Source organism: Kaistia sp. MMO-174 (assembly GCF_037147815.1).
Taxonomy (GTDB): Bacteria; Pseudomonadota; Alphaproteobacteria; order Rhizobiales; family Kaistiaceae; genus Kaistia; species Kaistia nematophila.
The window spans coordinates 45,739-58,137 of record NZ_JBBCUO010000010.1; the positions used below are offsets into that span (position 1 = coordinate 45,739).

The following is a 12,399-nucleotide window of genomic DNA, read 5'->3' on the forward strand; positions in this document are numbered from 1 at the left end:
CCGCAGAGCGCCCGAACGCGAAGGGGCCGGGTGCAATTTCCTCGGTTGCGCGTTGTCGCAGCGGCCGCGCGCGCCGATCCCGCCGTCGCGCCGAATGCGCCCTTGTCGGATGCCGCTATGCCATTGCAACATTGCGGTGGCATTCTGGCCGCACGCCCCGCCCCAATCCTGACCGGAGATCGCAACATGTTCGGACGCCAGCGCAGCCTGCGGTTCGGCCTTCTCGCCCTCGCGATGACAGTCGCGGCGCCGGCTTGGGCCGCGCCGGTGACGATCACCTTCGTGCAGACCAACGATATCGACCGGATGGAGGAGCTGGACGGGCGCGGTGGCTTCGCCCGGCTCGCCGCTGTCGTCGAGGCCGAGCGCGCCAAGGGGCCGACCTTCTTCGTCCATTCCGGCGACACCATTTCGCCGTCGCTGCTCTCCGGCATCGACAAGGGCGCCCACATCATCGACATCCTCAACCAGATGAAGGTCGATGTGATGACGCCCGGCAATCACGAGTTCGATTTCGGGCCGGACGTGTTCCATGCCCGCATCGGCGAGGCGACCTTTCCGGTCGTGACCTCGAACATCCGCGAGAAGGACGGCAGCCAGCCGAAGAACACCGTCGACGAGCGCGTGGTCGAGGTCGGCGGCGTCAAGATCGGCTTCTACGGGCTGACGACAGAGGATACGCCGGTGGTCGCCACCGCCGGCGACACGGTGTTCAACTCGTCGATCGAGACCGGCAAGGCGAAGGGCAAGGCGCTGCGCGATGCCGGCGCCGATTTCGTCGTCGCGGTCGTGCACACGCCGCTTTCCGTCGACATGTCGCTGGTGCGCAACCGCGCCGCCGACCTCGTGCTCTCCGGCCATGACGAGCATCTGCTCGCCTTCTTCGACGGCAAGACGGCGCTGACGGAATCCGGAGCGCAGGCGGAGAGCATCATCGTCACCCGGGTGACGATCGACAAGACCGAGAAGGACGGCAAGACGCAGATCACCTGGCGGCCGCATTTCGACATCGTCGACAGCGCCACCGTCACGCCGGACCCGAAGATCGCCGGCGTGGTGAAAGCCTATCAGGACAAGCTCGACGGCGAGCTCAAGGTGCAGATCGGCACAAGCGAGACGCTGCTCGACAGCCGCCGCGCCACCGTGCGCGGCGAGGAGGCGGCGATCGGCAATCTGGTCGCCGACGCGATCCGCGCCTCGGTCGGCGCCGATATCGCGCTCACCAATGGCGGCGGCATCCGGGCCGACAAGGAATATCCGGCCGGCACGGTGCTGACGCGGGCCGACGTCTTCGCCGAGCTGCCCTTCGGCAACAAGACGGTGAAGCTCGCCGTCACCGGCAAGGCCCTGAAGGCGGCGCTCGAAAACGGCTTCAGCCTGACCGAGGCGGCGGCCGGCCGCTTCCCGCAGGTTTCCGGCCTCGTCGTCGAGGTGGACCTGAAGCAGCTGCCGGGGATGCGGGTCCGGAGCGTCACGGTCAACGGCGCGCCGCTCGACCCGGAGAAGAAGTACACGCTCGCCACCAACGACTATGTCGCCGATGGCGGCGACGGCTATGTTGCGTTGAAGGACGCGGCGCGGCTGATCAGCCCGGTCGACGCCAAGCTGATGGCGAGCGACGTGATCGACTACATCACGGTCAAGAAGACGATCGCGCCGAAGGCGGAAGGTCGGATCGTATTCCGGTAGGGGTTGCAGGACCCTCACCCCAGCCCTCTCCCGCGCGCGGGAGAGGGGGGCGCGTCGAGCCTGTCATGTCGGGCGGCAGATCGATGACGGGCGCCGGCTCAAAGCCCTCGCCCGCCTGCGAGAGAGGGTTGGGTGAGGGCCTCGCTGGCCTGACCTCTAGTGACCCTTGGCCTGCTGGGTGAAGCCGAAGCTTTCGAAGGAATATTCGGCGACCCGGAACGACTGGTAGATCTGGTCGCGGAAGCCCTTCCACGGCTCGTAGATCGCCTTGAAGCGCGGATGAGCGGCGGCGAGCTCGGCGTAGAGCTCGAACGACGCCTTGTAGGCCGCTTCCAGGATGTCGGTCGGGAACGGCCGGAGCTGCACGCCCTTGTCGATCAGGCTGCGGATCGCGGTGTTGTTGCGCACGTCGTAGCGGGCCTGCATCTCGTGCCCGGCCTGCGCGGCGCTCGCCCGCAGCGCTTCCTTGTAGGTTTCCGGCAGCGCCTCGAAGGCGGCGCGGTTGATCAACAGGTGGATCGAGGGGCCGCCGTCCCACCAGCCGGGATAATAGTAATAGGGCGCGACCTTGTAGAAGCCGAGCTGCTCGTCCTCATAGGGGCCGCTCCATTCGGCCGCGTCGAGCCAGCCATCGTCGAGCGCGGCATAGGCCGACTCAATGGCGAGTTCCTGCGGCTCGACGCCGAGACGAGCGAGCACCATGCCGCCGAGGCCGGCGATCCGCATCTTCAAACCGGCCATCTCCGGCAGGCTGCGGATCTCCTTGCGGAACCAGCCACCCATCTGGGCGCCCGTATTGCCGGCGACGAGTGAGGTCAGGCCATACTGCGCATAGAGGCCGTCGAGCAGGGGCCCGCCGCCGCCTTCGACGATCCAGGCGTCCTGCATGCGGGCATTGAGTCCGAAGGGCAGGGCGGAGCCGAAGGCGAAGGCGGGGTCACGGTCGACGTGATAGTAGGAGCAGGTCTGCAGCGCCTGAACCGACCCGGCGCTGACGGCGTCGAGCGCCTGGCCGGCCGGGACATAGCGGTCCGGCGGCGCGATCTCGATGCGGAAACGACCGCCGGTCAGGATCGCCGCCGAGCGCGCCATCGCCTCGGCGGCGCCATAGATGGTGTCGAGCGTCGCCGGGAAGCTCGATTGCAGCCGCCAGCTGATATCGGGCAGTCCGGTGATCCGGGGCGGCGCCGCCAAAGCCTCGCCGCCTGCCGCCACCGCCGCGCCGGGGCCGATCATGGCGGCCTTCAAGAGCGTGCGTCGGTCGAGCCGTTTAGAGCCCATGCAGTCGTCCTGGTCCTGTTCTGGCGCCGCCCGGGGGGTGACGCCGTCTTTCGGGGAGACCCCGCCATGCGGGGCTGCCGGCATCCGCATCGATGCCTATATGAGGGCGGGTCTCCTAGCGGGCAGAGTTGGCGAAAAGACGGCTTTTTGCCATGGTCCGGTGTAATAGGGAGCCGAGCCTCACAGCAAGCGATCTGGATCATGACGGATTTGAAGAGTTTTTCGCCTCTCGTCGCGGTGGCGGCCGATGTGCGCGATTTCGAAGGCTATCGCTGGCACGCGGCCCCCGAGACCTATGTGAAGGCCGCGCTCACAGGCGCCGGCGCCATTCCGGTCATCGTGCCTTCGCTCGGCGACGCGCTTGACATCGACGCCCTGCTGGAGCGGGTCGACGGCGTGCTGATCACCGGCAGTCGTTCCAACGTCCATCCGACCCTCTATGGCGCGAGCGCCGACCCGCGCACCGAGCCCTATGATCCCGCGCGCGATTCCACCACGCTGCCGCTGATCCGCGCGGCGCTCCGCCATGGCGTGCCGCTGCTCGCCATCTGCCGCGGCCAGCAGGAACTGAACGTCGCGCTCGGCGGCACGCTGATCTCGGAAGTGCAGGACCTCCCCGGTCGCGACGACCACCGCTCGCCGGTTTCCGAGGTGCAGGCGGAGCGTTTCGCGATCCGCCATCCGGTCCGCATCGTCGCCGATGGCTGCTTCTCGCGCATCCTGGAGCGCGACGAGATCGACGTGAACTCGCTGCATCGCCAGGCGATCGGCGAACTGGCCGAGGGACTTGTCGTCGAGGCGGTGGCGGCGGACGGCACGATCGAGGCGGTCAGTGTCCGCGACGCGCCCGGCTTCGCCGTCGGCGTGCAGTGGCATCCGGAATACTGGGTTTCGACCGATGCGCCGTCCGGCCGGCTGTTCCGCGCCTTCGGCGAGGCGATGCGCGCCCGCGCCGCCTCGCGCGGTCTGCTCGCCGCGGCTGAGTAGCGGCTTTAGCAAGACCCTCACCCTGACCCTCTCCCCCGCAGAGGGGAGAGGGGGACTGCCTGCGACGGTCCTCCTCGGAATCCATGAAGAGCCCCGGCCAAAACCCTCGCCCGCTTGCGGGAGAGGGTAGGGTGAGGGGCTTTCTTGCTGGCTTGCTTTGACCGGCTGGAAGAGGCCTCAGGCGCCTGCCAGCGCGCCGCCGAGCATCAGCAGGCCGAAGAGGAGAATGCCGGTCGCGGCGAGGATCTGCAGGCCGTTGACGATGCGCAGCTGCGTCGCGCTCTCGCCGCCGGAGAAGCGCAGCGCCAGGTCCTTGGCCTTGACCGCCATCGTCGCCAGCGCCGAGACCGTCAACCCGGTGCCGAGCGCCATCACCAGCACCGACAGGATGCCGGCCCAGTAGAGCTTCTGCGACACGGCGAAGACCAGCACGATGATCGCGCCCGAACAGGGCCGCACGCCGACGGCGAGGATCGCCGTCCAGGCGCGCGCCACCGTCAGCGGCCGGTCGAGCTGGGACGGGTCCGGCGCATGCGAATGGCCGCAGTCGCAGGCGAGGCTCGCCGCCGATTGGACCTGGCCGTTGCCGGCGAGGGCGGTGGCGGTGAAGCCCGTGCCGGCGAGACCGGCGGGAGCGCCCTGCGTCGCGAGCGCGAAATTCCGGCCGAGCTTGTGATGCGGGTGGTTGCAGGTCGCGGGGTCGTGCGCCACGCCAGCCTGGCCGCCATGCGCGTGGCCGCGTCCCGAAATCTTCATCCAGAGCAGCCACACGCCGCAGAGCGCGATCAGCGCGTAGCTCGCGATCTCCAGCGCGTCGGTCGCCCGCGTCATCGTCATCGCCGTGACGTTCAGGACCAGCGTGCCGACCGAGACGACGAGGATGGCGGTGAGCGCCTGCACCAGGGCGGAGGCGAACGAGATGACGATGCCGCGCTTCAGCCGGTCGCCGGTGGCGAGCAGGTAGGAGGCGATCACCGCCTTGCCGTGGCCGGGGCCGACGGCGTGGAAGACGCCATAGGCGAAGGAAAGCCCGATCAGGATCGCGGCGGCATGGCCGCTCTGCGTCAGGTTGGCGAGCGCGTCGGTCAGGTCGCGGTAGAAGATCGACTGCTGCCGCGCGATCCAGACGAAGAACGGCGCCAGCGGCCCGGCCCAGCCGACGACGCCGCCGCCATCGGGCGTGGCGATGCCGAACGGGCTCGGCGCGGCGAAGGCGAGGGTCGGCATCGCGCTGGCGGCAATGGCGCCGATCCAGCTTCTGGCGCGGGACAGCGTCATGAGCAGGCGATCGTGATCTGGGCCGCGAGGCTGGAGGCCGCGTCGGCAAGCTCGTCGGGCAGGTCGCGCTGGTCGGCGGGAATCGCGGCGAGCTTGGCCATGATCGCGGCGTCGAGCTCATGCGGCGGCGCATAGTGCGCCTTGCAGTTCGCCGGCGCGCCGGCGAGCGTGATCGCCTGGTGCTTCACGAAGTTGAAGGCGACGAAATATTCGGGGTCGAACACTTCGAGCGTCGTGTTCGGACCGACGGCGGTCGGCGTCTTCAGCGGCAGCGTGTAGAACAGCGTCAGCCGGCTGTCGTGGAAGTCGAGCCAGTACTCGGACGGCGCCTCGACCGGGGCGCGGCGGCCATTCACCTTGAGCCGCGTGAAATAGTGATAGTCCTTCAGCGAATCGACATTGACCTTGGCGAGCGGCTGCAACTCGTCGTCCGACAGCTTGCCGTCGCCATTGGCGTCGAGGCCCTGGATGGCGAAGGCGGTGAAGGCCTGGTCGAACTGCCAGATGTGGCGGATCGCCGTCATCTTGCCGTCGGCGTCGAAGACGATCTCCTCCTTCGCGTCGACGAAGACATGCGGATGCGCCTCTGCCGCGGTCGCGAAGAGCGCTGCGAGGGCGAAGACGATCAGGGATCGAAGCATGAGCATGGGTCTCTGCGAAGGGCGAGCGGCGGGAAGGGGGCCAGACAAGTACGGCCAGATCGTGTCGGCGGCGAAGGCCGGCCCGCGTCGGCGACGGGCGGCCCATCACAGTTTCTTGAGCGGCGGCGCTAGCAATTGCCGCCGTGCGGGCCGTTCTTGTCGAACCACTTCACCAGGAAGTCGATGAAGCTGCGCACCTTGCCGGAAAGGTGGCGGCGATGCGGGTAGACGGCGTGGATGGCGGAGCTGGCCGGCTCGAAGGGTTCGAGCACGACGGCCAGCCGCCCGGCCTCGATATCGTCCTTCACCACCAGATGCGGCACGATGGCGAAGCCGAGGCCGGCCATCGCCGCCAAGCGGGCGGCATTGGGGCTGTCGACCTCGACGCGCCCCTTTACCGGCACCGAGATCTTCTCGCCATCGACCATGAAAGGCCAGTTGGAACGATAGGCGACGTTGGAATCGAGAATGCACGGCTTGCCGATCATGTCCTCCGGCTGCTCCGGCGTGCCGTGTTCGGCCAGCACCTCGGGGCTCGCGACGACGGCGATGCGGAACGAGGCGAGGCGGCGGGCGATCAGGCTCGAATCGGTCAGCGTCGAGATGCGGATGGCGACGTCGAAGCCCTCGTCGACGAGATCGACGAAGCGGTCCTCCAGATGCAGCTCCAGCGAGATCTCCGGCTCGCTGACGACGAATTCCATGATGGCGCGGCCGAGTTCGCCATCGCCGAAGGTGCGCGGCGCCGAGACCTTGAGGCGGCCGCGCGGCGCGGCATGGGCGTCGCCGACCGAGGATTGCAGGTCCTCGATCCGCTGCAGGATCTCGGTGGCGTCGCGTGCATAGCTCTGGCCAACCTCGGTCAGCGACAGCGTGCGCGTCGTCCGGTTCAGCAGGCGCGCGCCGAGCTCGTCCTCGAGCTCGCGCACATATTTGGAGATCAGCGCCTTCGAGCGGCCCATCTTGCGGGCGGCGGCCGAGAAGCCGCCGGCTTCGACGACCTCGACGAAGGTCTTCATCCTCGTGAGCGTATCCATGGTCGCCGCCTAGCCGGCCATGATCTTGGTTGCGAGCTCGATCAGCGCGCGGTCGCGGCCGGCGGGCGCGATCAGCGACACGCCGAGCGGGCAGCCCTCGTGCTCGGCGAGCGGCAGGCTGATCTGCGGCAGGCCCGCGAGGCCCGCCGTGCAGAGCATGGAAAGCGCGCGGTTGCGGTAGGATTCAAGCTCGTCGCCGCCGAGGCCGATGCGCGGCGCGATGCCGGGCGTGGTCGGGATGGCGAGCACGGTGTCGTCGCCGAGCAGGTCGTTCAAGCGGGCCCTCACCTGGGCGCGGCGAACGGCGGCGGCATCATATTCCTCGCGGGTGACGTGGCTCGCCCATTCGAAGCGCTCGCGCACGCCGGGGCCGAAGCTCGGCTGGCGGCTCTGGATCCATTCGCCGTTCGCTTCCCAGGCTTCATAGGCCTGCATGGTGCGGAAGATCATGCGCCAGGCCGCGAGGCCGTCCGGCGCGACGATGACGGCGCCGGCCGGCTGCAGGTGGGCGGCGATGCGCGGCGCGGCCGAGCGAACGGCCGCTTCCTCGAGATCGCCGAGCAGCAGCGCGTGGATGTCGTCGCCGACGAGGAAGCGGGTCAGCGGCGTGTCGCTCTTGTCTTCGCCGAGTAGGACTTCGCCGACGCGGGCGAAGGTTTCGGCGTCGCGGGCGAACCAGCCGACCGTGTCGAACGATTCAGCCAGCGGCGCGACGCGCGAGATGTCGATGCGGCCATGCGTCGGTCGCAGGCCGATCAGGCCGTTATAGGAGGCGGGCGCGCGCACCGAGCCGCCGGTGTCGCTGCCGAGCGCGAAATCGACCAGCCCGCCGGAGACGGCGGTCGCCGAGCCGGAGGACGAGCCGCCGGGAATGCGGCCCGGGGCGCGGACATTGACCGGCGTGCCGTAGTGATGGTTCTCGCCGTTCATCGAATAGGCGAACTCGTCGGTGTGCACCTTGCCGACGAAGCGGGCGCCGGCGTCGAGCAGGATCTGCACGGAGGGCGCGCTGACGGTCTTGATGTCGCTTTCGGCCCGCTTCAGCGGGTGGCCGACGCCAGTCGGATAGCCGGCGACGTCATAGAGGTCCTTGATCGCCATGGTCAGGCCGCTGAGCGGCCCGGTCGGGGAGGACGGCACTTCGACGGCGGGATAGTCGACGAACGCATGGACCGGGTCGTTGGCGAGAAGCATGGGCGTGTATCGACTTCCTTGAGGGATATCGGGGCGACGCCGGCGCGGCGTCGCCTTGCTCTGAATTCATAGCGCTATTCGGCGGGCTTTGCCAAAAAGAGCGTGGCGAAGACCTTCAGGCGGCGATGGCGGCGCCGTCCGAGCGCGGATCGCTGGCGCCGAAGATACGGCCGTCCTTGCGCCGGACGAGCGCGCCGGCATGGCCCATCGTGTCGGAATAGCCCTCATCGAGCACGGCGACCTCGTGGCCGGCTCTTTCCAGCGCCAGCAGCAGGTCGGGGTCGAAGCGATTCTCGACGCGCAGATTGGTGTGGTCGGAGCCCCAGGTGCGGCCGAGCAGCCAGCGCGGCGCGGCGATCGCTTCGCCGAGATCCATGCCGAACAGCGCGTGGCGGGTGAAGACTGCCGCCTGCGTCTGCGGCTGTCCTTCGCCGCCCATGGTGCCGTAGCTCAGGATGCGGCCGTCGTCGAAGCGGGCGATCGCCGGGTTCAGCGTGTGGAACGGCTTGCGGCCGGGCTCGAGCGGGTTGAGCGCGTGCGGATCGAGCGAGAAGGAAGCGCCTCGGTTCTGCCAGGTGATGCCGGTCGAAGGCAGCACGACGCCGGAGCCGAATTCCCAGAAGATCGACTGGATATAGGAGACGGAGAGCCCCGTTTCGTCGATGGCGCCGAGCCATACCGTGTCGCCCTTTTTCGCCACTTCCGGCCAGGGCGCGGCGCGCCGCATGTCGATCGCCGCCGCCTCGCGCGCTAGCACGCGCGGCGAGAGGTGCACGGAGAGATCGCCGGCGAAGACCGGATCGGTGACGTGCCTGTCGCGGATCCTGAAGGCGCGCTTGGTCGCCTCGATCAGTCCGTGAATATGCTCGAAGCTCTCGCCGCGCTGGACGCCGAGCTGCTCGAAGATGCCGAGGATCAGCAGCGAGGCGAGACCTTGCGTCGGCGGCGGCGAGTTGAAGACGGTGGCGCCTTCGAGGCGGACGGAGAGCGGCGGCCGCAGCCGCGCTTCATGCGCCGCGAGGTCGGCCCGAGTCACCGGGCTGCCGACGCGCTCGAGGTCGGCGGCGATCTCGTTCGCGACGTCGCCCTTGTAGAAATCCAGGAAGCCGGCGCGGGCGAGGTGGTCGAGCGTGTCGGCCAGGCGCTCCTGCCGGATCGTGGCGCCGAGTTCCGGCGCCTTGCCGTCAATCAGGAACACGTCCTTGAAGCCCGGCGCGGCGGAGAGGGCGTCGAAATGCTCCGCCGACAGCCGCGCCTGCGAGCGGGTGACGGAGATGCCCTTCTTGGCGTGCTCTATGGCGTTCGCGAGCAGGGTGGGGCGGTCGAGCCGGCCACCGAGGCTCTGCGACAGTTCATAGGCGGTGTTCCAGCCCGACATGGCGCCGGCCACCGTCAGCGCCGCGTCGGGGCCGCGCGTCGGGATGCGGTCATATTTCTCGCGATAGGCGCGGATGGTGGCGCCGGAGCCGGCGCCGCCGCAGGCTTCGAGATAGCGCGGCTCCTTGCCGGGCTCGCGGATCAGCCAGAAGCCGTCGCCGCCGATGCCGTTCATGTGCGGGTAGACGACGGCGATGGTGGCGGCCGTCGCGATCATTGCCTCGATGGCGTTGCCGCCGGCTCGCAGGATCTCGGCCCCTGCCTCCGCCGCGGCCCTGTGGGGAGCCACAACCATGCCCTTCTCGCCGACGACCGTTTCGCTCACGCGCTTTCTCCTGTTGCCGTTTCTGAATAGGCGAAAGCCCCTTCGCCCGGAAGCACGAATCAACCGCAGCGCCGGCGCCGGCGGCAGCGGAAAATCGGCCGGATTCTCCGTCGCGAAGGCCGTGCCAAGCGCCTGAGCCGACACAAAAATGTCGCGATTCCGTCGCGTTGGGGCGGTCCCGGCGGCCCATGCACGAATTTTGGGCCCGGAGGGCAAAATCCGCTTGAATGTTAACCGCGTTCGGCCTACCTACCTCCTCGCCCAATTATCGCACGTGCCTGTGGTTGCGTGCCGACCGGTGGGGCTTCGGACAAGAGGCCGAAGCGACGCCCAAGATCCTCCGCAAGGTGGGTCCCAGGAGTTCGGGAGCGATCCCGAGAAAGGTCGGCAGCCGGAAAGCGAAACCGGTGAACTCCGTCTCCGCGGAGGACGCGACTTGAAGCAACGACGTAGCGGGCTTTTTTGGTCTCGGACGGCTCTCCAAAGGCCGTTGTCACTGAAGAGGCACTACATCCTTGCCGGGCGTGCGGATCGGGTCTCCCGTTCCAAGCGAAGGCAGCGCTTACGATAAACGTCACCCGTTTGTCGTTGTGACTGCTACCCGCGAAAACTGCCGGCTCACCCCGGCAAAAACGGCTCGTCTTCAACGTTCCGATCGCGTCCATAGCGCTCGGCGCGACGATTTCGCTCCGGTTTCGTCATCGCTTTCGCAACGCTTTTTGGCCCTGGCAGGCCGACGGGGAGACCCTCAATGACCGCACGCATCATCGACTTCCTCAACAGCCGACGTCCCGACGGCCCGTGCCTTGTCGTCGATCTCGATGTCGTGCGTGAGAATTATCTCGCCTTCGCGCACGCCCTGCCGGACACCCGCGTGTTCTACGCCGTCAAGGCGAACCCGGCTCCGGAAGTGCTGGCGCTGCTCGCTTCGCTCGGCTCGAACTTCGACTGTGCGTCGGTCGCCGAGATCGACATGGCGCTGGCCGCCGGCGCGACCCCGGACCGCATCTCCTTCGGCAACACGATCAAGAAGGAGCGCGACGTCGCGGCTGCCTTCGCGCGCGGCATCAACCTCTATGCGGTCGATTGCGAAGCCGAGGTCGACAAGGTCGCCCGCGCCGCTCCCGGCACCCGCGTGTTCTGCCGCATCCTCTGCGACGGCGCCGGCGCCGAATGGCCGCTTTCGCGCAAGTTCGGCTGCGAGCCCGAAATGGCTGTCGGCGTGCTCGAGCATGCCCACCGTTCGGGCCTGCGCGCCTATGGCGTGTCGTTCCATGTCGGTTCGCAGCAGGCGAACACCGAGGCCTGGGACGGCGCGCTCGCGTCGGCGGCCGGCATCTTCCACACGCTCGCCGAGCGCGGCATCCAGCTGTCGATGGTCAATCTCGGCGGCGGCTTCCCGACCCGTTATCTCAAGGAGATTCCGGGCGTGGAGAACTATGCCTCGTCGATCGACTCCGCCCTGAAGCGCCATTTCGGCAACCGCATTCCCGAGACGATCATCGAACCGGGCCGCGGCATGGTCGGCAATGCCGGCATCATCAAGACGGAAGTCGTGCTGATCTCGAAGAAGAGCGACTCGGCCGACGACCTGCGCTGGGTCTATCTCGACATCGGCAAGTTCGGCGGCCTCGCCGAGACGATGGACGAGTCGATCCGCTATCCGATCCGGACGGCGCACGACCACGACGAGAAGACGCCCTGCGTCCTCGCCGGCCCGACCTGCGATTCGGCCGACGTCCTCTACGAGAAGGCGCCGTATCACTTGCCGGTGTCGCTCTCGATCGGCGACGAAGTGCTGATCGAAGGCACGGGCGCCTACACGACGACCTACTCGGCCGTCGCCTTCAACGGCTTCAAGCCGCTCGAAGCCTACGTGATCTGAAGGAAGTCCTTTCATGATCCAGATTGACGTGGAGGCGCCGGGGGAAGCCGGCGCCCGAGAGCTGCTGCTTGACCGGACCATGGGCCCGGATCGCCACCTGAAATCCTCGGAGCGCCTGCGGGAGAACCGCCTGCCGGCCTCCGGGCTGGCGCTCGTCGCCCGCGACGGCGACGAGATCGTCGGCACCGTCCGCCTCTGGAACGTCTCGGCCGGCGGCCGCGACGCGCTGCTGCTCGGTCCTCTGGCGATCGCGCCGGAGCGTCAGGGCGAGGGGATCGGCGGCAAGCTGATGCGCGCCGCCCTGAACCGCGCGGCGATGTTCGGCCATGGCGCCGTGATTCTCGTCGGCGACCTCGACTACTACGCGCGCTTCGGCTTTGCGACCGCGGCGACGCAGAGCCTGATGATGCCGGGGCCGGTGGAGCGCAAGCGTTTCCTGGCGCTGGAACTCCAGCCCGGCGCTCTCGACGGCGCCTCGGGAATGCTGGTCGCGACGGGCGACTGGTCGGTGCCGCCGCTCGCCGCGCGGGACTTTCCGCTGGTTGCACGCCCGCGCGGGCTCGACCTCCTCGATACGAGCCGCTAGGCTTTCTCCCTGTAAGCTGGTCGGGCGGGGGGGGGGGGGGGGCGCGCCAAGCCCCCCGGTTTTTGTGTGTAGAGTGGTGGGGGATGTAGCCCCAAAGGTGTTTTTGGGTTTTGGGTTTG

The 12,399-nt window shown here is 68.3% G+C and carries 10 protein-coding genes; 4 read left to right on the forward strand and 6 right to left on the reverse strand.

The window, feature by feature from the left end; translation table 11 throughout:
• The first annotated feature begins 186 nt into the window (after nucleotides 1-186).
• Nucleotides 187-1,689 carry a bifunctional metallophosphatase/5'-nucleotidase gene (locus WFK98_RS26785; RefSeq protein ID WP_266341257.1) on the forward strand — a complete coding sequence of 501 codons (1,503 nt, stop codon included), beginning with the start codon at nucleotides 187-189 and terminating at the stop codon, nucleotides 1,687-1,689.
• Nucleotides 1,690-1,845: 156 nt separating this feature from the next.
• Here the strand turns inward: WFK98_RS26785 and WFK98_RS26790 are convergent, their stop codons facing one another.
• A complete protein-coding gene (locus tag WFK98_RS26790; protein WP_336802446.1) occupies nucleotides 1,846-2,970 on the reverse strand; it encodes an ABC transporter substrate-binding protein in 1,125 nt (374 codons plus the stop codon).
• Between the two features lie 201 nt (nucleotides 2,971-3,171).
• Here WFK98_RS26790 and WFK98_RS26795 point away from each other — a divergent pair, with 201 nt between their 5' ends.
• Nucleotides 3,172-3,957, forward strand: a complete 786-nt coding sequence (locus tag WFK98_RS26795) for a gamma-glutamyl-gamma-aminobutyrate hydrolase family protein (RefSeq protein WP_336802447.1) — start codon at nucleotides 3,172-3,174, stop codon at nucleotides 3,955-3,957.
• 177 nt (nucleotides 3,958-4,134) lie between these two features.
• Here WFK98_RS26795 and WFK98_RS26800 read toward each other — a convergent pair whose 3' ends face one another.
• The 5 genes from WFK98_RS26800 to WFK98_RS26820 form a co-directional block, all read right to left on the reverse strand.
• Complete coding sequence (locus tag WFK98_RS26800; RefSeq protein ID WP_266341260.1) at nucleotides 4,135-5,235, reverse strand: nickel/cobalt transporter; 1,101 nt, start codon at nucleotides 5,233-5,235, stop codon at nucleotides 4,135-4,137.
• A complete protein-coding gene (locus WFK98_RS26805) occupies nucleotides 5,232-5,876 on the reverse strand; it encodes a DUF1007 family protein (RefSeq protein WP_336802448.1) in 645 nt (214 codons plus the stop codon). Before WFK98_RS26805 ends, WFK98_RS26800 begins: the two co-directional genes overlap by 4 nt.
• A gap of 128 nt (nucleotides 5,877-6,004) precedes the next feature.
• On the reverse strand, nucleotides 6,005-6,913 hold the full coding sequence (locus tag WFK98_RS26810; RefSeq protein ID WP_266341262.1) for a LysR family transcriptional regulator: 909 nt from the start codon (nucleotides 6,911-6,913) through the stop codon (nucleotides 6,005-6,007).
• A 9-nt stretch (nucleotides 6,914-6,922) separates the two neighbouring features.
• A complete protein-coding gene (locus WFK98_RS26815; protein ID WP_266341263.1) occupies nucleotides 6,923-8,107 on the reverse strand; it encodes an amidase in 1,185 nt (394 codons plus the stop codon).
• Nucleotides 8,108-8,222: 115 nt separating this feature from the next.
• Nucleotides 8,223-9,809: a gamma-glutamyltransferase family protein gene (locus WFK98_RS26820; protein ID WP_442907485.1), complete on the reverse strand. Its 1,587-nt coding sequence runs from the start codon at nucleotides 9,807-9,809 to the stop codon at nucleotides 8,223-8,225.
• A 751-nt stretch (nucleotides 9,810-10,560) separates the two neighbouring features.
• Between WFK98_RS26820 and WFK98_RS26825 the strand changes: the two genes are divergently transcribed.
• Entirely contained in the window at nucleotides 10,561-11,694 is a 1,134-nt protein-coding gene (locus WFK98_RS26825) for a type III PLP-dependent enzyme (RefSeq protein ID WP_266341264.1), read from the forward strand.
• Nucleotides 11,695-11,707: 13 nt separating this feature from the next.
• Nucleotides 11,708-12,280, forward strand: coding sequence for a GNAT family N-acetyltransferase (locus tag WFK98_RS26830; protein ID WP_336802449.1), 573 nt, complete (start codon nucleotides 11,708-11,710; stop codon nucleotides 12,278-12,280).
• Nucleotides 12,281-12,399: the final 119 nt, after the last annotated feature.

Bases quoted from the DNA above. Each gene is read 5' to 3' on its own strand.
- WFK98_RS26825 (WP_266341264.1), top strand. From the start codon at position 10,561: ATGACCGCACGCATCATCGACTTCCTCAACAGCCGACGTCCCGACGGC.
- WFK98_RS26810 (WP_266341262.1), bottom strand. From the start codon at position 6,913: ATGGATACGCTCACGAGGATGAAGACCTTCGTCGAGGTCGTCGAAGCC.
- WFK98_RS26805 (WP_336802448.1), bottom strand. From the start codon at position 5,876: ATGCTTCGATCCCTGATCGTCTTCGCCCTCGCAGCGCTCTTCGCGACC.
- WFK98_RS26800 (WP_266341260.1), bottom strand. From the start codon at position 5,235: ATGACGCTGTCCCGCGCCAGAAGCTGGATCGGCGCCATTGCCGCCAGC.
- WFK98_RS26795 (WP_336802447.1), top strand. From the start codon at position 3,172: ATGACGGATTTGAAGAGTTTTTCGCCTCTCGTCGCGGTGGCGGCCGAT.
- WFK98_RS26830 (WP_336802449.1), top strand. From the start codon at position 11,708: ATGATCCAGATTGACGTGGAGGCGCCGGGGGAAGCCGGCGCCCGAGAG.
- WFK98_RS26785 (WP_266341257.1), top strand. From the start codon at position 187: ATGTTCGGACGCCAGCGCAGCCTGCGGTTCGGCCTTCTCGCCCTCGCG.
- WFK98_RS26790 (WP_336802446.1), bottom strand. From the start codon at position 2,970: ATGGGCTCTAAACGGCTCGACCGACGCACGCTCTTGAAGGCCGCCATG.
- WFK98_RS26815 (WP_266341263.1), bottom strand. From the start codon at position 8,107: ATGCTTCTCGCCAACGACCCGGTCCATGCGTTCGTCGACTATCCCGCC.